This window comes from Synechocystis sp. FACHB-383 (assembly GCF_014698605.1).
GTDB classification, from domain to species: domain Bacteria; phylum Cyanobacteriota; class Cyanobacteriia; order Cyanobacteriales; family Microcystaceae; genus Synechocystis; species Synechocystis salina.
Map to the genome: position 1 here is coordinate 56,373 of NZ_JACJTJ010000019.1, position 21,623 is coordinate 77,995.

At 48.6% G+C, this 21,623-nt stretch carries 16 protein-coding genes and 1 tRNA gene; 8 read left to right on the top strand and 9 right to left on the bottom strand.

Annotated elements, in window-relative coordinates:
* The first annotated feature begins 108 nt into the window (after positions 1-108).
* Entirely contained in the window at positions 109-789 is a 681-nt protein-coding gene (gene ribE, locus H6G45_RS04070; protein WP_190597029.1) for a riboflavin synthase, read from the top strand.
* A gap of 118 nt (positions 790-907) precedes the next feature.
* Positions 908-1,417 (top strand): pentapeptide repeat-containing protein, encoded by a 510-nt coding sequence (locus H6G45_RS04075; protein ID WP_190596871.1) that lies wholly within the window; start codon positions 908-910, stop codon positions 1,415-1,417.
* Positions 1,418-1,518: 101 nt separating this feature from the next.
* Here H6G45_RS04075 and H6G45_RS04080 read toward each other — a convergent pair whose 3' ends face one another.
* Genes H6G45_RS04080 through era form a run of 5 tightly spaced genes read right to left on the bottom strand, consistent with a single transcriptional unit; the run spans position 1,519 to position 10,297 of the window.
* Positions 1,519-2,004: an MEKHLA domain-containing protein gene (locus H6G45_RS04080; protein ID WP_190596873.1), complete on the bottom strand. Its 486-nt coding sequence runs from the start codon at positions 2,002-2,004 to the stop codon at positions 1,519-1,521.
* Positions 2,005-2,050: 46 nt separating this feature from the next.
* Positions 2,051-2,953, bottom strand: coding sequence for an ABC transporter permease (locus H6G45_RS04085; RefSeq protein ID WP_242018039.1), 903 nt, complete (start codon positions 2,951-2,953; stop codon positions 2,051-2,053).
* The gene (locus tag H6G45_RS04090) at positions 2,946-6,059 is read right to left on the bottom strand and encodes an alpha-mannosidase (RefSeq protein ID WP_190596874.1); all 3,114 of its coding nucleotides are present in this window, start codon (positions 6,057-6,059) and stop codon (positions 2,946-2,948) included. The genes H6G45_RS04085 and H6G45_RS04090 overlap by 8 nt, the downstream gene beginning before the upstream one ends.
* Complete coding sequence (locus H6G45_RS04095; protein ID WP_190596876.1) at positions 6,059-9,349, bottom strand: hybrid sensor histidine kinase/response regulator; 3,291 nt, start codon at positions 9,347-9,349, stop codon at positions 6,059-6,061. The genes H6G45_RS04090 and H6G45_RS04095 overlap by 1 nt, the downstream gene beginning before the upstream one ends.
* A 9-nt stretch (positions 9,350-9,358) precedes the next feature.
* Positions 9,359-10,297 carry a GTPase Era gene (gene era, locus H6G45_RS04100; protein ID WP_190596878.1) on the bottom strand — a complete coding sequence of 313 codons (939 nt, stop codon included), beginning with the start codon at positions 10,295-10,297 and terminating at the stop codon, positions 9,359-9,361.
* Between the two features lie 460 nt (positions 10,298-10,757).
* On the opposite strand from era, the gene H6G45_RS04105 reads away from it, so the two are divergent.
* Complete coding sequence (locus H6G45_RS04105; protein ID WP_347338245.1) at positions 10,758-11,795, top strand: RNA polymerase sigma factor, RpoD/SigA family; 1,038 nt, start codon at positions 10,758-10,760, stop codon at positions 11,793-11,795.
* Between the two features lie 40 nt (positions 11,796-11,835).
* Here H6G45_RS04105 and H6G45_RS04110 read toward each other — a convergent pair whose 3' ends face one another.
* Positions 11,836-13,431 carry a photosystem II high light acclimation radical SAM protein gene (locus H6G45_RS04110; protein ID WP_190596882.1) on the bottom strand — a complete coding sequence of 532 codons (1,596 nt, stop codon included), beginning with the start codon at positions 13,429-13,431 and terminating at the stop codon, positions 11,836-11,838.
* Between the two features lie 298 nt (positions 13,432-13,729).
* Between H6G45_RS04110 and H6G45_RS04115 the strand changes: the two genes are divergently transcribed.
* The 4 genes from H6G45_RS04115 (at position 13,730) to H6G45_RS04130 (ending at position 16,515) form a co-directional block, all read left to right on the top strand.
* On the top strand, positions 13,730-14,074 hold the full coding sequence (locus tag H6G45_RS04115) for a DUF1830 domain-containing protein (protein ID WP_190597033.1): 345 nt from the start codon (positions 13,730-13,732) through the stop codon (positions 14,072-14,074).
* Positions 14,075-14,211: 137 nt separating this feature from the next.
* Complete coding sequence (gene glgA / locus H6G45_RS04120; protein WP_190596884.1) at positions 14,212-15,645, top strand: glycogen synthase GlgA; 1,434 nt, start codon at positions 14,212-14,214, stop codon at positions 15,643-15,645.
* Positions 15,646-15,952: 307 nt separating this feature from the next.
* Positions 15,953-16,024, top strand: a tRNA-Lys gene (locus H6G45_RS04125).
* A 200-nt stretch (positions 16,025-16,224) separates the two neighbouring features.
* Entirely contained in the window at positions 16,225-16,515 is a 291-nt protein-coding gene (locus H6G45_RS04130) for a hypothetical protein (RefSeq protein ID WP_190596886.1), read from the top strand.
* On the opposite strand, the gene lipB is transcribed toward H6G45_RS04130, so the two are convergent.
* Complete coding sequence (gene lipB, locus H6G45_RS04135; protein WP_190596888.1) at positions 16,496-17,179, bottom strand: lipoyl(octanoyl) transferase LipB; 684 nt, start codon at positions 17,177-17,179, stop codon at positions 16,496-16,498. The two genes, H6G45_RS04130 and lipB, sit on opposite strands and share 20 nt — an antisense overlap.
* A gap of 439 nt (positions 17,180-17,618) precedes the next feature.
* Here lipB and raiA point away from each other — a divergent pair, with 439 nt between their 5' ends.
* Positions 17,619-18,194 (top strand): ribosome-associated translation inhibitor RaiA, encoded by a 576-nt coding sequence (raiA, locus tag H6G45_RS04140; RefSeq protein ID WP_190596890.1) that lies wholly within the window; start codon positions 17,619-17,621, stop codon positions 18,192-18,194.
* 199 nt (positions 18,195-18,393) lie between these two features.
* On the opposite strand, the gene H6G45_RS04145 is transcribed toward raiA, so the two are convergent.
* A complete protein-coding gene (locus H6G45_RS04145; protein WP_190596892.1) occupies positions 18,394-20,541 on the bottom strand; it encodes a peptidoglycan DD-metalloendopeptidase family protein in 2,148 nt (715 codons plus the stop codon).
* A gap of 565 nt (positions 20,542-21,106) precedes the next feature.
* Positions 21,107-21,568, bottom strand: coding sequence for a tRNA (uridine(34)/cytosine(34)/5-carboxymethylaminomethyluridine(34)-2'-O)-methyltransferase TrmL (gene trmL / locus H6G45_RS04150; RefSeq protein ID WP_190596894.1), 462 nt, complete (start codon positions 21,566-21,568; stop codon positions 21,107-21,109).
* Positions 21,569-21,623 lie beyond the last annotated feature (55 nt).

A 21,623-nucleotide genomic window follows, 5' to 3' on the forward strand; every position in this document is an offset into this window, starting at 1 on the left:
GAACAGTAACCATTGTAGGCGCATTGACCATTTCCTGGGGTCGGAGGGCAAAACAATATCTATTCCAAACTGGGACAATGGTGGTTGTTCCCCTACATTGTTTCCATCGTGTTCACTGGCATTATCCAATCCCTCGGTTATCTTTCTGCCCAACGGGCTGATCGCCTGGAAATTACCCTTGCCCCCGTCGATGCCCATAGGGTTTTGGGGGATATGGAACTGGGGGATAGCATTGCAGTGGATGGGGTTTGCCTCACCGTAGAGGCGATCGCCCACCAGGGATTTTTGGCCGACGTCTCTCCAGAAACCTTGCAACGCACCACCTTAGGCCGAGCCAAGGAAAAACGCACAGCGGTCAACATTGAAACTTCTCTCCGGGTAGGGGGAAAAGTGGGGGGGCATTTTGTCTCTGGCCATGTAGACGGAGTGGGGCAATTATTGAGCAATGAGCAAACCGATAATGCTTGGCTGCTCAGCTTCGGAGCGGTGGGTAGTTTACAGGGGCAATGGCAACAATATTTAGCTCCCTACCTTGTGCCCAAGGGCAGTATTGCCGTCAATGGCATCAGTTTAACGGTGGCGGACTGTGGCGAAGATTGGTTTAACGTGGCCGTGATTCGCCACACCTACAGCGAAACCAATTTACAGTTACTGCAACCGGGGGATTGGGTAAATTTGGAGGGGGATATTTTGGGTAAATATGCAGCCCGCTTTTTGTCCCGAGGCCAAGCAATGGGTCAGACGAAAGATATCGACCTAGCATTTTTGCATGAACATGGCTATGGCTAAAACTATGCTTGCAAAGTTTAGATCGATCCATTGCACTTAACTTTGGACACCCCAAATTGTCTTTGCCTCACCGGATTGTTTTGCTAGGCTGGGGAAAGATTCTGCAAAATTTGTCCCTATGTTTTCTTTGCTTCTGTCTGGCTGGCGGCGATGGCTCCAAATTCTCGTCCTGGCGATCGCCTTGGTGTTGCTCTGGGCTCCGTCAGTGCTGGCCCAAGCCAATACGGTTAACTATACCTATGGAGAGCTAGTCCGCTCAGATTTCTCTCACCAGGACTTAAATAAGGCCGTATTTGCGGCGGCGGATTTGCGGGAAAGCAATTTTGAGGGTAGTGATCTCACTTTTTCCATTTTGACCGATGCAGTTTTTCTCCATGCCAATCTACGGGGAGCTAACTTGAGTGGTTCCCTGGTGGACCGGGTTACCCTGGATTTTGCCGACCTGCGGGATACCATTTTCACCGAGGCGATCGCCACCCGTACCCGTTTTTATGACACCGATATTACCGGGGCGGACTTCAGCGATGCGGTGATTGATGCCTACCAAGTCAAGCTCATGTGTGAACGGGCGGAAGGAGTTAACCCAGTGACAGGGGTGGCCACCAGGGACAGTTTGGGTTGCAGATAATTAACAGATAGTTAAAAGTGTCTAAAACTGGTTAATGTAATTTGAAAATTTTGGGTAAATCTTGTCAGTATTTTGGCAATCTATTCTGACTACTTTAAACTTTAAATCTTTTCAACAACATCCTCCCAAGAGCTATAAATTGCCGCCTGGCCACGGTAAATACCATCAGCATCGTGGAGGTTCCAAACGGTAACATTTTTAATCCAAAAGCGACGCCCACCCTTGGCAATGCGAATGCCTTGGTAATTTTCCATAAAACCCTGACTAGTAACGGCATCTAACAATTGTTGTCGTTCTATTTGGTTCGGAACTTCCGCAGACTGACGGGAAGGTAATTGGCAAAATTCTTCCCAGGGCAATTCAAATAGCTTTTGGGCGGCAAGATTAGCATAGTTAAAAATTGGATCGGGCTCTGTACCATGGGAAACTACTACGTAAGAAGCTTTGTAAATCTCCTGGGCTAGGGCCATCCCGGTTAGATCGCTAGGGCCAAAGGTTTTGCCAGTTAAGCGCTCATAGTTTTGACGTAATAAATTAATATGGTCCAGATAAAACTGATTACTGGTATCGGGAACTGGGCGGATCATAGAGTTTATTTTTAGCTAAATAAGATTAATAAATAGGATTGAATTATTAACTATTTTTTATGCCAATGCCGTCCCCCAAATAATTAACACTTAAAACGGTAATAAAAATAGCTAAGCCGGGAAAAATTGCCATCAATGGTGCCGTTTCCAGATAATCCTTGGCGGTGTAAAGCATCTGCCCCCAAGTGGGCACATCGGGAGGAAAACCTAAGCCTAAAAAGCTCAGGGTTGATTCGGTGATAATGGCATTACCCACCGCTAAACTAGCGGCCACAATGATTAAATTCAAGACATTGGGCAGCAGATGACGCCAAATAATATGATTAGAGCCCGCTCCCATGGCGATCGCCGCTTTGACAAATTCCATTTCCCGTAGACGTAAAATATTGCCCCGTACCAACCGAGCTACACTCATCCAATTAAGCAAACCAATGAGCAAAACCACCAAAATGAAAATGCCTTGTTCGGGGGAAGTGGCCCTGGTCACCGGCTCCCGAAATAAATAGACCACCAGTAATACCAAAGGCAATTGGGGCAAGGCTAAGAACAGATCTGTAATGCGCATTAATATCACATCCCACCAACCACCAAAATAACCGGCGATCGCCCCGATTAAGGTGCCCAAAGTGAGGGAAACCGCCATGGCACTCAGCCCCACCGCCAGAGAAATCCGGCCACCGATAAGTAAGCGAGCCAATTGATCCTGCCCCAAATCATTAGTTCCCAGGGGATGTTGCCAACTGGGGGGCGCCGCTGTTTGAGTAAAATCAATTTGGTCGATGGGAACCCGATAAAAGATCGGACCAAAAACCACCGCCAAAACAATTATGATCAGGGCAATTAAGCTCAAGGAAGCTAACGGCTTTTGCCAAATAATTTTTTTGAACCTGAAACTTGTCTGGCGATCGCTGACAGGCGATGGCTTGGAAACGGGAAAATTCTTAGTCATGGGCGAGAGAAACACTAACAATTTGCCAAGGATTAACCGTATTGTCTCCTGGTTGGGGTTCTTCCAACAGATTTACTTTGGTTTGAACACGGTAGTCACAAATTGTGGTGACATCTAACTGGGCGGATTTTCCCATAGTTTCATAGCAACGAATTATCCAATTTTTTGGGTTGTCTTCCTGTCGCTTCAGGGCCATTAAACAAAGATTTTCACTACCAATGGTCAACCAAGGTTTGCCTAACCATGGTTCTGACTGATTTGATGTTGCATTCAGATTCTTAGGAAAATATGGTCTCAAGAGACGATGAATACCATAACCCATGGCTACCGTTTTTGCCGATCGCCAATCTCCTGGGTGGGGATAAAAGTAATAACTAAATTGATGTTTGCCCCGGTCAGCATTGGCATCTGGCCACACACTACTACGCAAAAGTGTTAAGCGCATTAAATTCTCTTTGACATCACAACCATATTTGCAATTGTTCAGCAAACTAACACCATAATTTTCCGTTTGATCGGTTAAAGAAAACCAATGTTGGTGGGGCACTTCCCATTGCGCTTTTTCCATCTCCGTTTGGGGCTTAATCGGGCGATCGACCACAGCACAAGGAGCTTCCGTAGTAAAAAACTCACTTTGCAAAGCCACAGGAAATGCCGCTTTCACCATCACATGGGTTTCTTGCCAATCCACTACTGTTTTTATTTCCAGTAACGGAGAATCTTTGGTTAAGCAATAGTCCTGGATGAAAACCGATTGTTGAAACTTTCTTGTCACCCGCAAACGCCAACGCAGGGGACCTTGTTCCAACCATTGGTGATTAATTAATTGGGCAGAGGGTAAAGAGTATTGCTCGTAATCAGGATCAATATTCCAGGCATCCCAATATTGGCCCTGGTCTCGGAAAAATTGTAATTGATTACCATGGCCAGCTAAAACTTGACGATGGTTAACCAAATCATCAATGCTGATTATTTCGCCACTTTCCGGACTAATTTTAACTTTTAAGCAACCATTATCTAGAATGATTTCTTGATTAAAAACTTGAGATTGTTGATTATCTGATGGAATTTCTTCACACTGCAACCAGTAACCGATACAGGTTAAAGGAGGCGAATTAACTACAAATAATAAAGTGTCTGACGCTGTTAATTGGCTATCAACTAATCTCTCATTTTGCCAATCATAAACTTGATATTTTTTACCTGGCTGAACTGGAATTTCCACTAACTGATTCTGCGGCCAATGAAGAGGATTAAAAATCAATAAAGGTATGTTTTCATCAGTCGGATTACAAGGATATTTAACTTGGCTACTGAGGCTAGCTAGAGATTGATTAATAATTTCATGACTAGTTTGATAAACTTCTTGCCAAGCTTGATTAGCCGTAACAAAAACTTCAGGAATAGATGTGCCTGGCAAAATATCGTGAAATTGATTGAGTAAAACTTTCTTCCAAGCTGATTCTAGTTGAATTTGCGGATATTCATAATTGCCTAACCAGCTAGCAAAACTACTCCAAAGTTCTGCTTCGTACAGTAAATGCTCACATTGGCGATTATAAAACTTCTGGTCAGCATGGACGGTAAAACAACCCCGATGCAATTCTAAATATAATTCCTTCTCCCACACAGGAAAAGATTGATCTGGTTGCAACGCTTGTTTAATACTCGCTAAAAAATCTTCAGCCTTAGCTGTGTTAATAGTTGGGAAAAATTCAGAATTTTGCCACCGCTCTTTCATAAGCCACATATCCCGACTGGGGCCACCACCATGGTCTCCCACCCCCGGTAACCAGAGACATTCCTTTAACTCAGTTTGCTGTTGCCAACGATTAGCATAATTGGCCATAGGCAAAGGTTGATTGTCCATCACCCCGGCTAGATTGGGCGGTGCCATCACTGTAAAAAGTTCTGTCCCATCCGGCGATCGCCAGTGGAAAGCCCCGTGGGGAAAGGGATTGGTATCGTTCCAGTGGAGTTTACCCGTAACAAAATAATCTATCCCACCCTGACGAAAAATTTGGGGCAACTGACCAGAAAAACCAAAACTGTCGGGGAGCCAACCAACTTTACTGATCAGACCAAATTTCCTCTGAAAATACCTCTGGCCGTAAAGCAATTGTCTAGCTAAAGATTCACCGCTAATAATATTTACTTCCGGCTCTACCCACATGCCCCCCAATAGCTCCCAGTTTCCTTTTGCAACTGCCGTTTGAATTTGCTTAAATAACTCTGGTCTATTCGCTTCGAGCCATTCATATAAAACTGGACTGGTGTGGCCAAACACTAAATCGGGAAATTCCCGTTGCAAATTAATTACAGAACGGAACGTTCTTTCTCCCACTTCCCAGGTTTCCTCCAGGGGCCAAAGCCAAGCCATATCCAAATGGGCATGACCCAATAAGTTCATTTGCTGCTGTTTCAAGCCTTCAGTTAATGGCAATAATTTTTGACGCAACACCATTAACGATTGATCAAACGCACTTTGATCAGTAACCTGTTCCCACAGAATTTGTTCTAGAACTTGGCTAACTATAGCTACTTTTTCTGGTTCAAATTGGGTTAAATATAAACTTAATACTTCAATTTCATCAGCAATAAACCCCGGATCTAGTGCTGGATATTGCCGCTCAAATATTAATTGAGATTGCATCAAGCCGCCAATGTCATGGCTAGGACTGGTTAACTGCAACGCTACGGTGAAAGTTTCACCAATTTGGCTATTATCAGTTAACAAAATTCGGGCTTTTGAATCAAATAAATCCCCCGCTTGGACCAACTTACCATTGACAAAAATTTGGGCATTCTGAGCCCACCAAGTTAAGGCTAGCCTTAATGTCAAACCATCTAACGGATAATCTGCTAAAGCTTTAGAAACGGTAAAAGTCTGGGCAAACCATTGGACTTTTTCTCCCTTTTCCCAAACTAAATAGCCTTTTTCATTGACTTTTCCCAAGGGATAACTGCGCCAATCTACAATTTCCCAAGGAGCAGAAGGTAAGCAATGCCAATGGTGCTGACAATCTTGCCGACAGAAACGCCTTAGTTGTTCCAGTACCAGGGCAATACTAATCTCCGGTAGTAATGAATTTGATGATTCTGCCATTATTCATCTGCACTCAGAGCGGCTAGATCCAGTAAAACTTCTCCCTTCATTAACCGTCGACTAGCTTCCAACAAAGTTTCCTCAATGTAGGGCTTCACAAAGTAACCTTTGGCACCTTTTTCCGCTGCCATACGCTGCATTTTTTGTGCTCCCCGGGAGGTAATCATGGCCACCGGAATACGGGAAAGGTTGGCATCTTCTTGAATGCGCTCCAGCAATTCCAGACCGTTCATGCGGGGCATTTCAATGTCACAGAGAATTAAATCACAGGGCAGGCCTGACTTGAGTTTTTCCCAGGCATCCTGGCCATCCCGGGCGGTTTCTGTGTGGTAATCGGCTTTTTTAAAGGTCATGGAAAGCATTTCCCGCACCATTACCGAGTCATCGATAATTAACACCGTTGAACGTAGGGTGCCAGGACTACTTTTCACAATGGTGGGAGCTTCTTCAGAGAAGTTGCCCCGGGCTTTTTTGAAGCGGGACAGAATGGAATTGGTTTTGCGGGTACTGCCAGGAAGTAACACTTCTCCACTCAACATCCGGTTAGCCGCATCCAAAATGTCTTTTTCCGTATAGGGCTTAGTGAAATAACCCGTTGCCCCCAGTTTGGCCGCCACCTTACGATGGCGATCGGCTCCCCGGGAAGTGAGTAAGGCCACCGGAATGGAGGAGAGTTCTTCGTCTGCTTGTAGTTCCGACAACAACTCCAAGCCATTTTTACGCGGCATTTCAATGTCACAGAAAACCAAATCACAGGGCAGCCCAGACTTCAACTGGTCCCAGGCTTCTTGCCCATCTCGGGCCTGTTCCACCCGGAAACCAGCTTTTTTGAAGCTGAGGGATAGCAGTTCCCGCACCGTGATGGAGTCGTCCACAATCAGCACAGTGGGGTCCATGTGGACTTCATTGGCTGTGGGTGTGAGAGTTTTACGCCATAGTCCGCCACTACTGTCGGTGCGGAGACGACCCTGGGCAATTTCGATTAGTTCCAAAACATCGGCAATGGGCATGATGCTGCCATCCCCCCGCACAGTGGCCCCGGCAATACCAGGGGGTTTGGGAATGGGTCCCTCAATCTGTTTGATGACAATTTCTTCTTCCCCTAGGATCTGGTCAATCTGCAGGGCTAGCAGGTTACCAGAACTGCCCCGGGCGATGATAACCCGCACCACATCTTCCTCTTGCTTGCCGCCATACACACTCCCCCGGCTCAATTGACGGTTATAGTTGAGCAAATCTTTGAGGGGATAGAGGGGTAAAAGCAGGGCTTCCTTGCCGTATTTGACGCACTTTTGACCATCTTCATCGGTGACAATGTCCTTGGGCAGGTAGTCCCTGGTATCTTCTACCCCGTCCATGGGAAAGGCGATGCGAGCCCGATCGCTCAGGCAACAAAGGGCTTTGCAAATGCTCAGGGTGAGGGGCAAACGGATGGTAAAAGTGGTGCCCTTACCCACAGTGGAATCGATGTTAATGGCTCCCCGGATATCAATCAGACTGGTACGTACCACGTCCAGACCCACCCCCCTACCGGCAAAGTCGTCTGCCGTATCCTTGGTGCTAAAACCAGCATGGAACAAGAGGTCATACACTTCCGATTGGGAGAGGCTCTGGGCCTCCATCCGGGTGATGAGACCCTTTTCAACCGCCTTTTGTTTGACCATTTCTGTGTTGATACCGGCCCCATCATCAGAGACAGTAATCAGAGTCTGGTTCCCTTGAAGAAAGGCCCGCACGGCGAGATGTCCTTCGGGAGATTTGCCCAATTGTTGCCGTTCCGCTGGGGTTTCAATGCCGTGGGTGATGGCATTGTTAACCAAGTGGGTCATGGGGTTGTAGAGGTGCTCCAAAATCATTTTGTCGATCAGCACATCGCCCCCTTCCACTTCCAGGTTGACTTTTTTATTCAGCTTCATGGACACTTCCCGGATAGCCCGTGGCAGGCGATCGGCCGTTTGGGTAAAGGGCACCATGCGGGATTTGGTCATCCCCTCCTGGAGTTGGGTGGTTACCTGTCTTAGGGTCCTGGCAACTTGATCAGTCTCGTCCACCAGGTACTGAATATCTGACGCAGACTCCCGCACCCGTACAATTAGTTCAATCATCTCCTGGGAAAGTAGATGAAAGCCCGTAAAACGGTCCATTTCCAGGGCATCCAAGGGCTGTTCGTTCATGGTGGAAGAACCGGAGGCTGTGGCCCTGGCATCGGGGTAGGTCGTTTTCGAGGATTGATAACGGTTGCTGGTGCTGCGACTAGCCAATAGGGCCCCCTCCAGCAAAGTTCTCTCGTATAAGTCCTGCATACGCCCCCCCACGTCGCTGAGGTTTTGGGCCTGGTTAAGCAGATTATCCAAAAATTGCCGCAAACGCTCTTGATCCTGTTCGAGGCGGTTCCGTTTGACTACTAGTTCCCCAATTAAGTTACTAAGATTGTCCAGTTGTTTAATGGGCACCCGCATGGTCTGCTCAAAACTACGGGATTTAACTTGCCTGGGCCGGGCGGGTAATCGAGCCCCTCCCATACCGGCTATGCCTCCCCCAAGATTGCTATCCGCTTGTTCCAACAATGCTTCCAAGTCTTTGAATTCGTCCTCATCTTCCTCTTCCACAGCCACGGGTAAGCGGAAAGGATGGCTGATGGTGGCAAAGGATTTTTGCGCTGGGGTATCGATGAGGCTTTCTAGTTCGGTAAAGGAAAAATTCTCGTCCAGGACAGGGGCATCAATCAGTCCATCTAGGTCATCGATCGCCGCAAACAGCATTACTTTGCCTGTCGATGGGGGCGCCGACTCAGCACCGGCAAAGGTGTGCAAACCAGGGCTGGTGATGGTGGGCTCAGCATCCCCTACCCCTAGTAAATCCTGCAACTCCGCCAAGTCATGGTCATTGAGGCCACCACTGGTTTGGTAGGCGGGGGCACTGGTTTCGGGAATGGAGGCAAGGGGATCCGCTTCCATCATTTGGTCAATTTCTAGCCAACTGGAGCTTTCAAAGGGATCGATCGCCGTTGGGGGGGCATCTTCATCCGTAAAGAGAGCGTCTAGTTCCGCTTCCGGGGAATTGAAATCTAGGGTCATGCGGACCGGTGGCTCTTCCTCCTCAGGGGACGATGGGCCAAACCCTTCCCCCTGGATGACGGTGGGCTCTCCTTCAAACAGATCACCAAAATCCAATTCCTCAATGCCGTTATTTTCCTCGTCACCGCCAATGAGGGAAGTAAAGGCATCTTCCCCCTCCTCTTCCTCAAACCAATTTTCGAATGCCTGGGCTGGGTTGGGATCGCTAGTCATTGCTTCTTGCTACTCTTCCACACGGTATCCAAATTCTAACAACTGCTGGCGAGACTGCCGCCATTTTGGTTCAACTTTCACAAATAGTTTTAAATAAACATCCCCGGAAATTAATTTTTGAATTTGTTGCCGAGCCGCACTCCCGATCGCCTGGAGCATACTACCTTTTTGCCCAATGATAATGCCCTTTTGGGAGCCCCTTTCCACTGTAATGGCAGCAAAAACATTGGTACGCTGGGGGGTTTCCTCCACCTTCTCAATGGCGATCGCCACGGAATGGGGCACTTCCTGGCGAGTAAGCAGCAAAATCTGTTCCCGAATTAACTCGCCCATAATGAAGCGTTCTGGCTGATCAGTGACCAAATCCGGCGGATAGTAATAGGGTCCAGGCTCCAGTCTTGTTTCCAGGGCACTCTGAAAATCACTTAAACCTTCCCCCGTCAAAGCGGAAAATTTAAAGCAGGGCCAGCCATGGTCTTCTGTCAGGGTTTCATAGCTAGCGTTAAGTTCTTCGCGCTGGTCTGGGGGCTGTTGATCCTGTTTATTCAGACCCACCACCACCGGCCCATCACTTTTTTGGAGCAAATCCACCACAAACTGGTCTCCCCGACCCAAAGTTGCACTGCTATCCACCAAAAAAACGATCAGATCAACGCTATGGATAGCTTGGATGGCGTTTTTCACCAATACTCTCCCCAACTCATGGTGGGGCTTGTGAATACCAGGGGTATCGAGCAAAATCATCTGACAGGTGGGGGTGGTGACAATGCCCTGGAGTCGATTGCGGGTGGTTTGGGCCACCGGAGAGGTAATGGCAATTTTCTGTCCCACCAATTGGTTCATCAAAGTTGATTTGCCCACATTGGGACGGCCTACAATGGCCACAAAACCGGAACGAAAATCTGGAGGAGCCTGGGGAATAGTTGCAGTGGTGTTGGGGATATCCATCAAAAAAATTGAGCCTAAAAATTCCGCAGTTTATGGTGATCGGGAAGAAAAACTTTAAAAATGTTACTGAATTAATCAGCCACGGGGAAAAGTCAAGGGAGTAAACCATCCCAAGAGAAAACGGCTTGCCAGCTTGACAAAAAAATATGTTGGGTTAACCCCCCTGTGCCATTCGGTAATCCTTCATCCTAGCCCTTGTGGAATCCCTTAATAATTCGTCATCATGGTGATATTGATTTTTTGGGTATCTTTTAGCTATGCGGCTGTAGGAGCGTGATGTTGGTTTCGGTGGCAATACCCCGGACTAAGATCACAAAAATTATTGATTATCCCTGAACCTTGTCACCATTTGCGGCGTCTAAAGGCCCACTCGCTAGGACACGGTGTAAAAAATTGACGACTGCACTACCTACCCTATTCTCCACCATCAATGACTTAGTCTAAGGCATTTTTGGGAAAGATGGTAACAGTGACAGTTATTCTGTTGCTCTTCATTAAGGAGTCATTCCGAATGCCCACCGCCAATCTCTCCTCCCCTACCTCCACCCCCACTTTCACCGCCGATATGGTGAGGTCCTATCTCCATGAAATTGGTCGGGTACCCCTGCTAACCCATGAGCAAGAAATTATCCTCGGCAAACAAGTCCAACAAATGATGGCTCTGCTGGATCAGAGAAAGGCCCTGGCCGACAAGTTAGGCCGAGAGCCCTCCGATGGGGAATGGGCTGAAGCGGCGGATTTGTCGGTGACGAAACTACAGCGTTACCTGGGCCAAGGGGAACGGGCCAAACGCAAGATGATTGAAGCAAACCTCCGTTTAGTAGTGGCAATCGCCAAGAAATATCAGAAGCGGAATATGGAATTTTTGGATCTGATCCAAGAAGGTAGCCTCGGTTTAGAAAGGGGAGTAGAAAAATTTGACCCCACCAAGGGCTATAAATTCTCCACCTACGCCTACTGGTGGATCCGCCAAGCCATCACCCGGGCGATCGCCCAACAGGGCCGGACTATCCGTTTGCCCATTCACATCACCGAAAAGTTAAACAAAATCAAAAAAACCCAACGGGAACTCTCCCAACAGTTGGGTCGCAGTGCCACCCCCGCCGAAGTGGCCCAGGCCCTGGAAATTGATCCGAGTCAAATTCGCGAGTACCTCAGCCTGTCCCGCCAACCCATTTCCCTCGATGTGCGGGTAGGAGATAACCAGGACACGGAATTATCGGAACTGCTGGAGGACGAAGGAGTTTCCCCCGATGCCTACATCACCCAGGAGTCCATGCGCCAGGACTTGCAAAATTTGCTGGCGGAATTAACGCCCCAACAACAGGCGGTGCTGACCATGCGCTTTGGTCTTAACGATGGCCAGGAGTTGTCTTTAGCCAAAATTGGCCAGCATCTCAACATCAGCCGGGAAAGGGTCCGCCAATTAGAAAACCAAGCTCTTACCCAACTGAAGCGTCGGCGGGCTAATATGGCAGAGTATATTATCGCCAGTTAGTTGCCCAATTACGGTGCCACTCGGCCAGCATCTGGCCAAGCTAAATAGGACTGAGTTTTTTTCCCTCTGCCATGGTGGGGGGGAAATTTTTTTGCTTGGGCAGGGGAGCATTGAGGGCGGTTTCCAGATCAGCTTTGCCCAGGCGTTGTTCCAGAATATCCATTACTTCCCGACCGAAATCATTGGGGTTTTGTTGCCAAGCCTGGAGGCAAACTTCACCAAAAAATGAGCCAAGGGGTTCTGGATTCCAGAGTAATTTTTTGGCCGTCCAGGGCATCATACTCATGGGGTCATAGCCTGGTTTGAGGATTTCTTTGTTCAGGGCATAGGTTTCTAAATGGGTGTGGGGTTGTAGCCCAATGAAGAAAATGGCCGGCTCCACTTTTTCGGCACCAAAAATAGCTTCCAATTCTCGGTGGTAGGCAATGGTTTGACGGATGGTATCCAGGGTTTCATCGATAACGTTGAAGGAATAATTGACGGAAACCAAATCATTAAAGCCCGCTCCCTTTAGATCCCGACAGTTCTGCAACACGGTGCGGAGGTTGTAGCCCATGCGCATTTTCCGCACCAATTCCTGGGAGCCGCTGGTGATGCCAATTTCAAAGTAATTCATCCCCGTTTGCACCATCAGTTCACATAACCGGGGGGTTAAATTATCAGCTCGGATATAGGCCGCCCAGTGAATATCCTTCATACCCGAAGCGGCGATCGCCTCCAACAGTTCCACCACGTCATCGATGAAAACTTTAGCTGGAATAAATTGGGCATCAGTAAACCAAAAATTGCGGATGCCCCGGTCGTAGAGCTGTCGCATTTCCTGCACCACTTCAGCGGCGGGGTTAATTCTGACCTGTTTCCCTTCCACCACGGTGTAAACGCAGTAACAGCAATTGTGGGGACAACCCCGCTTTGTTTGTACCCCTAGGTAAAAATCATCTTCCTGGAGGTAATAGTCAAAGGCGGGCCAAATTTGCTCGATATAGTCATAATCACAGGCGGTTTTGACCATGGGGGAAGGCTGTTCATGGATTAATCGGGGCCGGGGCTGACTGCGGCCGACCACGTAACATCGTTCATCCTCAATGGCTTGCCCCCGCAGGTATTTTTCCAGTAACGTCTCCCCTTCCCCTACTGACACAATGGTGCCCGCTGGCAACTTGGTTTTTAGCTGTTCATAAAAAACACTAACTGCTCCGCCCCCGACAATGATTTGGGGATCACTGCAATAACGCTTTGCCCTCCGCAATCCCCGCTTGATTAAGCCCAAATTGCGCCACAATTCGCCGTAATAGGCGCTGGTAACTTTCAAACCACCCAGAGCTCCCCTCAGTTTCACCAGGGGATTTTTGCCGTAGTAAAACTCAAACGCATTCTGGAGAGGATTGCCGCCCCTTCCCCCCACCGGGGCATAAATTTGAATATCCCGCCAGGAAAAAACTAAAATTGTCGGTTCGAATTCATCAATACACTCATCCAAAGCGCGGTTGAAATCTAGGGGAGGAATAGTGCCTAAATCAAAAATTCGCTGGGCGATCGCCGGAAAGCATTTATGGACATGGTCCGCCAGATAAACCACCCCAATGGGGAAAATTGGGTTACAGGGAAGACGAACGTACAAAAGGCGATCGGTCATGGCGTTAGGACACTGGTAGGGTGAGATCAGCGACGGGAGGGATTAGCCCCACCTCCTCACAATTGTAATATATCTTAATGATTGGCTGGGGCTGCCGAGCCCAGATTTTAACCGTTCCAGCCCCGGGTAATTGCCAAAGACAAAATTAAATACCCAGAAAAAACTTTCCTAAACCCATGGCAAAGCCAGAGTCAAAAAATTTGATTGTAATTATCTTTACAGCGGATCGGGATCAGCGGGTGTTAGCTTTGTCCAGAATAGTAAAAAGACCTTTTTTTAATAAAATCCCATGCCTGCCATGTCTCAAATTCTTGATCCCATCCCCAACGACCAGCCGTCAGCCCTATTCTGTTGCTACGTTAATGCCACCAATCAAATTCAAGTGGCTCGCATTACCAATGTCCCCAATTGGTATTTTGAAAGAGTTGTGTTCCCTGGTCAACGGTTAGTATTTGAGGCGGTGCCCAGTGCCCAGTTGGAAATTCACACTGGCATGATGGCGAGCTCAATTATTTCCGACACCATTCCGTGTGAACAGCTCAGCATCAACCCCGATGGACTGGACTCGGAAGGATTTGCTTCCCCAGAACCAGAAGACCAAAACGACTCCGCCGGAATCCCTTCCCAATCTTTAGTAGCCTAGGAAAACTCAAACCAGAGAGTGAAAAAAAGTCGCCGTTAACCTGACATACTCCCCGATGGAGAACCGGCACCATCATATAATTGAGCGGAAAGCATGGTAACCAGGCCCCGAACTCAATTAGTGGAATTAACGACGGTATGAAGATTTTATTTGTGGCGGCGGAAGTCTCCCCCCTAGCAAAGGTAGGTGGTATGGGGGACGTGGTGGGTTCCCTGCCCAAAGTTCTGCATCAGTTGGGCCATGATGTCCGTGTTTTCATGCCCTACTACGGTTTCATTAGCGACAAAATTGATGTGCCCCTTGAGCCGGTCTGGAAAGGGGAAGCCATGTTCCAGCAGTTTGCCGTTTACCAAGCTAACCTCCCCGATACCGACATTCCCCTTTATTTGTTTGGCCATCCTGTGTTCGATTCCCGTCGTATCTACGGGGGGGAAGATGAGGCTTGGCGTTTTACCTTTTTTTCCAACGGGGCGGCGGAATTTGCCTGGAACCACTGGAAGCCAGAAATTATCCACTGCCATGATTGGCACACCGGCATGATCCCCGTTTGGATGCACCAATCCCCGGACATTGCCACTGTATTTACCATCCACAATCTTGCCTACCAAGGACCCTGGCGGGCTTTGTTGGAAAGTATGACTTGGTGTCCCTGGTATATGCAGGGAGATAATGTAATGGCGGCGGCGATCCAGTTTGCCAATCGGGTGACCACGGTTTCCCCCACCTATGCCCAACAGATTCAAACCCCTGCCTATGGGGAAAAACTAGAGGGGTTATTGTCCTACCTCAGTGGTAATTTAGTCGGCATTCTCAACGGCATTGATACGGAGACTTATAACCCAGCCGAAGACCGCTTTATTAGTAGCGCCTTTAACGCGGAAAGTTTAGATAAACGGGTAAAAAATAAAATTGCCATCCAGGAGGAGACGGGGTTAGAAATTAACCGTAATGCCATGCTGGTAGGCATAGTAGCGCGCTTGGTGGAACAGAAAGGTATTGATCTGGTGATTCAGATTCTTGACCGCTTCATGTCCTATACCGATTCCCAGTTAATTATCCTCGGCACTGGCGATCGCCATTACGAAACCCAACTTTGGCAGATGGCGTCCCGATTTCCTGGACGGATGGCGGTGCAATTACTCCATAACGATGCCCTTTCCCGTCGAGTCTATGCCGGAGCCGATGTGTTTTTAATGCCTTCCCGCTTTGAGCCCTGTGGCTTGAGTCAACTAATGGCCATGCGCTATGGCTGTATCCCCATTGTGCGGCGTACCGGTGGATTGGTGGATACGGTATCTTTCTACGATCCCATCAATGAAGCGGGTACTGGCTATTGCTTTGACCGCTATGAGCCCCTGGACTGCTTTACCGCCATGGTGAGGGCCTGGGAAGGTTTTCGCTTCAAGGCCGATTGGCAAAAATTACAGCAACGGGCCATGGGGGCAGACTTTAGTTGGTACCGTTCCGCCGGGGAATATATCAAGGTCTATAAGGGCGTGTTGGGCAAGCCCCAGGAGTTGAGTCCCATAGAGGAGGAAAAAATTGCCAAGTTAACCGCCTCCTATCGTTGACCTTTCCCGGGTTAGGAGTTTGTTGGCAAGGTTTTAATCTGACCCCGAAATCGCCTCACTCACTCCCTGGTATGGGTAGATCTTTCCTTTCCTTATTTCCCCCAGCTTGGAGAGCAGATGGGCTTTTGAAATAACTTTAAGGTTGAAGGTTTCAGCGGGAATTAACTCCGAGGGAACTAAGCTTTGCTGGGCAATGCCACGATGTTATCGCCTCGCCAAATACCCATCTTCAAAAAAATTAGTGCCCAATGCTTGTGATGGGACAAAAGCTATGTTAACGTTATAAATCGTGCCAATGAGGCACAACGGGTCGCTAGCTCAGCGGTAGAGCACTCGGCTTTTAACCGATTGGTCCTGGGTTCGAATCCCAGGCGACCCATATTTTTAAGAAACTATGTAGACATAAGTTATCGGCGGGCGTCTCGGTGGATTTTTTCCCAACCTGGCCGGGGTTCTTGTTAACTGGTTCCCCATGGATTGCCCATCGCCTAACCGCACTATGTTACAGGCGAGAGGAATCGCAAATAAAAGCTATATTGTAGGTAAGCTTCCCCCAGAGGGTTTTGGAACATTTTAGGAATGAACTTTTACTGGCCCCGTTTTGTCAAAGTTTTTTATCGCCGCGAGCCCATCTCCAGCTTCATTTTGATTGTGGCGGCGGTGGATATGGTGTTGGGGGGAGTAGATGGCAAGTGGAGCTTATTTTCCCTGGGCTTGATGGTGGCTCTGTTGGGGGTAGGAGTACGCTGGTGGCAGTCAGAAAAAACTAAATCGATCGCTGTTAAACAGCCTCCTCGCCGTTATTTACCCCCTAGTGGTGGCACCCAGCGCCAACCCTTACCTATGTTAACTAAGCAACATCGTCGCTGAGCCAGGGGGGCACTCCCCCAGTGGTGAGCCAGGTAACTGGAAAGACTTCGGCAAAGGCTTGAATAACTAGGGGTTGGACTACATCAACAGTGAGACCGGGCAGGAACTGGTTTAAGCTCCCCACAGGCCGATCGCCAATGCCACAGGGCACAATCTGGCTAAATCCTGCCAGATCAGGACAAATATTGAGGGCAAAACCATGGCAAGTGATCCAGCCACTGACCTTAATGGCGATCGCCGCCACCTTATGGCCCCCTAACCAAACCCCCGTTAAACCAGGAATACGCTCCCCCGGTAGGTCTAATTTGCCCAGGGTGACGATCAACACCTCTTCTAGTTGTCGCAAATACCAGTGCAAGTCCTTCTGGAAATGATTTAAATCCAGGATGGGATAGCCCACCAATTGTCCGGGACAATGATAGGTTACTTCCCCGCCCCGTTCCGTGCGCCACAATTCCGCCGGGGGATGTTCCGGGTCGAACTTCAGATACTTGGTTTGGGAACCAGTGCCCAGGGTATAGACCGGGGGATGCTCCAACAGCATCAGTCCGTCCTCCCGTTGGCGATCGCCTTGTTTAGCCCTGACCCATTGGCGTTGATAGTGCCAGGCTTGGCAGTAGGGCACCAGCCCCAACGATAATAAACGACAGGAAGGATTGGCCATGGCGCTACAACGGAAACAGAATTAAGCTAAAGTTGCCAGAAATTAAGAAACGTAAAGAGATGCAAAGGAAAGTCAAAATCACCTAACGGATTAAGTCTTATTCAATACATAGTGCTAATCTGAAGATAGTCTTAGGGGTTGATTATTTACCACCACAATTCTCTGGAAGACTTTACCTCTACCCTAGGGATGGTTAAAAGTGAACCAAAGAATAACAATGTCAGGGTTATAATTCATCACTAAGCCCAAATTTATGGTGCTTTCTTCAATGATCCATACTTTCAATATCCTTAGCGACAAGGCGTTTCAAGTAATGATTCCACCCCACTGTTTCTGGGAATAGTTGCCTAATCTAACCTGGTTTTTAGAACCCAAGGTAGATTCACAAAAACCCAACCATTGCTCATTTTTTATTAATTTTACGAAGGGAGAATTCAGTATGAAACTGTTAATTCAGGGCAATAATATCACAGTTACTGAAGCGATTCATGATTACGTGGAAGAAAAAGTCGAGAGAGCAGTTAAACATTTTCAAAATCTAACTACCAAAGTTGATGTTCATCTTTCCGTGGCCCGCAACGCCCGCATTACTAACAAACATAAGGCGGAAGTAACGGTCTATGCCAACGGTACAGTGATCCGAGCCCAGGAAGGCAGTGAAAATCTTTACGCAAGCATTGATTTGGTGGCCGATAAAATTGCCCGTCAATTGCGGAAATATAAAGAACGTATCCAAGATAAGCAACATGGCAATGTCAAAACTAGCGAAATTGTTGAAGACAAGCCGGTGGAAGCAAATCTAATTGGCGATCGGGCTCCCGAATTACCGTCGGAAGTGTTGCGGATGAAATATTTTGCCATGCCCCCCATGGCCATTGAAGAAGCCCTGGAACAGCTACAGTTGGTGGACCATGACTTTTACATGTTCCGCAATAAGGACACCGATGAAATTAACGTCATCTACATCCGTAACCATGGCGGCTATGGCGTTATTCAGCCCCACCAAGCCAACTAGTTACTGACTGAAACTTAACTTCAAATAAAGCAAGGATGGGTCCGAAAGGCCTATCCTTTTTTGTTGTCCAAAAACTTTATTCCGTGGCCCCCTCAAATAAAAGCCCCCGGGCTTCATGCTGTGAGTAACAACGAAGCTAACCCAGGGGAATAAACACACTTAAGAGGTACGATCCAGCAGTATGGCGACTAAATAGAATCTAGCGACTACGGGGTAACAAGGCCACAGGATTGACGGCATTAGTTCCGCCTACCCGAATTTCAAAGTGGAGGTGGGGCCCGGTGCTGCGGCCAGTGCTCCCCATTTCCGCAATTTGTTGACCTTGTTCAACGTATTCTCCCCGACGCACCAACAAACGGTTGTTATGGGCATAGTAGGTAACACTGCCATCACCATGGCGAATTTTAACCAAATTACCAAAACCGCCGGAGTTCCAACCAGAAAAGACCACTTCTCCAGAGGCCGCCGCCATGATAGGGGTGCCAATGGGGGCAGCAATATCAATGCCGCGGTGCATGCGGCCCCAACGGGGACCAAAACCAGAAGTGAAGACTCCCTTAGCGGGCCAGATATAGCCATTAAACTGGGCTGGACCGCGGGGAAAATCAGGAGTACTCAAGCCCGGCAACTCGGGGCTGACTTCCTGGATAACCGGAATCTGAATACTGTCGTTGTAGCCCTGCACTGGGCTAGGGGCCGCACCGATAATTTGGGACTGGCCAACGGAAGTAGAAAACTGACTCCTTTGTCCCTGGGGAGAATATTGCCGTTGTAATTGGGCTAAATCTTGCCGGGGCTGGTTGAACTTGACAGGTAGGGCTTGGGGGGAACGGGCTTGCCAATCAGGAACCGCTTCGTTGTTAACTTGGCGGGCAACGGTCACGGCCCTTTGGGGCACCATCGGAGTTCTGGTCGGTTGGGTTTGATTGAGCTGGGTTACCTCTGCTTTTAGCTGGGTTTGGTATTGGGCTTCCGGCTCCTCCTGGGCTCTGGCTACCCTTGTTTGGGCCGTCGGCTGGGTAGAAACAAAGCTAGGCAAGCTGGGGGTCACAGATTCCGGCACTGCGGCCACAGTGATGGGAGGGGGAATGACCAAAATCTGCTCTGCTTTGATCTCGTCCGGATTACTCAGACCATTTGCTTGTTGGATTTTTTCCGGCTGAATGTCGTGGCTGCGGGCAATCTGACTGAGGGTGTCCCCTGGCTTAACTTGGTAGGATATTTGCCCATCAACATCGGGAGTAACTGTAGGAGTCGAGGGTAATGCTGCAATGGCAGGGGAAGTTTCCAGCACGACCGGAGTACCGGGCAATGCAGGCTGGGCCACGATCGCCGGGGTTGTTTCGGGGGGGATAACGGCGATCGCCACGGGCTGGTCAATGTTTAACGCCGTTTGCACTGGTTGGGCCGGCTGGGCCATACCATTCTGACGCAAATTATCTAAGGAAATATCTTCCCCAGAGGCTAAGGATTCATCTTGCCGTTGGGTTTTGCTGGGAGCTGGGGCCACAGCGGGGAGAGTAGGCACGGGCATAGATTGGGGATTGGCCGGGCTGGAGCTAGGCTGAACTTCAATGGCGGTAAACTCTTCCGGCGCTACCACGGCAATGGGAATGGGGCGATCGCCATGGGCGGCGGCGGCCACTTCTACGGGGCTGGGCAGGGAAGCTTTTGTGTCGAGCTTAATGCCTGCATCTTCAGCGGTACTTTTAATTCTTTGGGAAGTTAACTTTTCTTCCAACGGTTCAACGACGGTGCCCTGCATCGGGCGACTCACATCGGCAACTAAAGTTTGGGCCTTGGGCTTAACGGCAATGGTATTAGCGGTGCTAGAAGACTGACCGGGAGCTAAGGATGAAGAGACAACCAGGGAATCAGTCTGCTCCAGGGGAGCTAGGGGCGGAATAGTGGCAGCAGGAGCTTGGTCGTTAGCTGCTTTTACTGAAGAACTAGGTCTGGGAATACTGAGTACTTGTCCTGCCTGCAACGCCGTATCAGTGCTAATGCTATTGGCCAGGGCAATGGCTTTGGCGTCCACTTGAAAAGCTTGGCTAATTTGCCAAAGGGACTCACCTTCTTTGACTTGGTGCTTCAGGGAAGGGGAAGCCAGTACGGACTCAGTGGGGGAGCCATGGGATTGGTCTAGGGATAAGTTACTCACCGCAGCCAAGGGGGAGTTGCCAGAACTGGTGGCGGCGGTGGCGGTTTGGGAAAACAACATACCCGTTGCTCCCATGGAAACAGCTAAACCCACCATTGCAGCAGAGCGGCGAACCCGACGGTATCCTTCGCCCAGGGGCACATTACCCTCTTGTTTAGTGCTTCCATCATAGGAACTAGTCTCCATCGAAGGGGATGAACACGAGGGAAAAAATGTCGCCGGTTGATTGAGTACGTCTTTCAAGAAGAACCTCCTTGTGTGTGAATGAGCCTAAAACCTAGAGCTAGATTGTTAGACCGCCACAGCCATTTCAGGTTTGATGGGAGATTAAATTCCACGACTGAATCTGACTGAGCCAATATACCTAATGAAGAATGAAGACTGCTAAGAAAGATTAACCTGCTTTCAATGATTCGACAAGCTGGTAGAAATTCCTGTTTTTACAGAGTTGTGAAAAATAGTAACGAATTTAGATCAGTGGTTAACTGACCCCCTAGACGTAGGTCTCCGCTTTTTGTTTCTGGCAAATTTCCTTACCCTGCCAAGCTTTTTCCCTAGCTGCTTTGCCTACTTTTCTCGGAAAAAATCCCCCGGCGATCGCCTAGAACCATCAGTTCTAGGTCTATTTTTAATCAGAAATTTTAATTGAATCGAGTCCTTGGCTAATTCGCTCCAGCCATCACAATTTCTTATCAGTTCATTAGTTCGATTTTGTCACTTTTGCCCCATCCCATTGCAGTGGCAGAGCTTCCTAACCAAGACTGCGTAACTGTCGCCTGGCCTCAAACAGGGCGATGGCGGTGCTGGAGGCTAAATTCAAGCTCCTCACCTCACATTGGGGCATGGGAATGCAAAGTAACTGGGTCGATAAATCCCGCATCATCTGGGGTAAACCATCTGTTTCACTGCCCATCATCAGCCAATCCGTGGGCTGGTAAGTATAGTCCCAAAAATTAACCGTGCCAGTGACGCTAAAACCGAGCAGGTTACCCCCCTGGATACGCCAATGGGCAATAAATTCTTCGCAACTATTGTGATAATGGAGGTCAACATAGGGCCAATAGTCTAATCCTGCCCGTTTGAGATAGCGATCGCCTAGTTCAAAACCCAGGGGGCCGACCAAATGTAATTCTGTCCCAGTGGCGGCACAAGTTCGGGCGATATTGCCAGTATTGGGGGGTATTTGGGGATTAACTAGGACAACTTTCACCATAAAGGTTATTTTTGCGGGATTTAATCAGGATTTATGCGAAAAATGGTCAGAAATA

Coding starts and splice junctions, on each gene's coding strand:
- trmL (WP_190596894.1), bottom strand. CDS start 21,568: ATGGTGAAAGTTGTCCTAGTTAATCCCCAAATACCCCCCAATACTGGC.
- era (WP_190596878.1), bottom strand. CDS start 10,297: ATGGATATCCCCAACACCACTGCAACTATTCCCCAGGCTCCTCCAGAT.
- H6G45_RS04115 (WP_190597033.1), top strand. CDS start 13,730: ATGTCTCAAATTCTTGATCCCATCCCCAACGACCAGCCGTCAGCCCTA.
- lipB (WP_190596888.1), bottom strand. CDS start 17,179: ATGGCCAATCCTTCCTGTCGTTTATTATCGTTGGGGCTGGTGCCCTAC.
- H6G45_RS04090 (WP_190596874.1), bottom strand. CDS start 6,059: ATGGCAGAATCATCAAATTCATTACTACCGGAGATTAGTATTGCCCTG.
- H6G45_RS04110 (WP_190596882.1), bottom strand. CDS start 13,431: ATGACCGATCGCCTTTTGTACGTTCGTCTTCCCTGTAACCCAATTTTC.
- H6G45_RS04130 (WP_190596886.1), top strand. CDS start 16,225: ATGAACTTTTACTGGCCCCGTTTTGTCAAAGTTTTTTATCGCCGCGAG.
- H6G45_RS04145 (WP_190596892.1), bottom strand. CDS start 20,541: ATGGAGACTAGTTCCTATGATGGAAGCACTAAACAAGAGGGTAATGTG.
- H6G45_RS04085 (WP_242018039.1), bottom strand. CDS start 2,953: ATGACTAAGAATTTTCCCGTTTCCAAGCCATCGCCTGTCAGCGATCGC.
- H6G45_RS04095 (WP_190596876.1), bottom strand. CDS start 9,349: ATGACTAGCGATCCCAACCCAGCCCAGGCATTCGAAAATTGGTTTGAG.
- H6G45_RS04105 (WP_347338245.1), top strand. CDS start 10,758: ATGGTAACAGTGACAGTTATTCTGTTGCTCTTCATTAAGGAGTCATTC.
- H6G45_RS04075 (WP_190596871.1), top strand. CDS start 908: ATGTTTTCTTTGCTTCTGTCTGGCTGGCGGCGATGGCTCCAAATTCTC.
- H6G45_RS04080 (WP_190596873.1), bottom strand. CDS start 2,004: ATGATCCGCCCAGTTCCCGATACCAGTAATCAGTTTTATCTGGACCAT.
- raiA (WP_190596890.1), top strand. CDS start 17,619: ATGAAACTGTTAATTCAGGGCAATAATATCACAGTTACTGAAGCGATT.
- glgA (WP_190596884.1), top strand. CDS start 14,212: ATGAAGATTTTATTTGTGGCGGCGGAAGTCTCCCCCCTAGCAAAGGTA.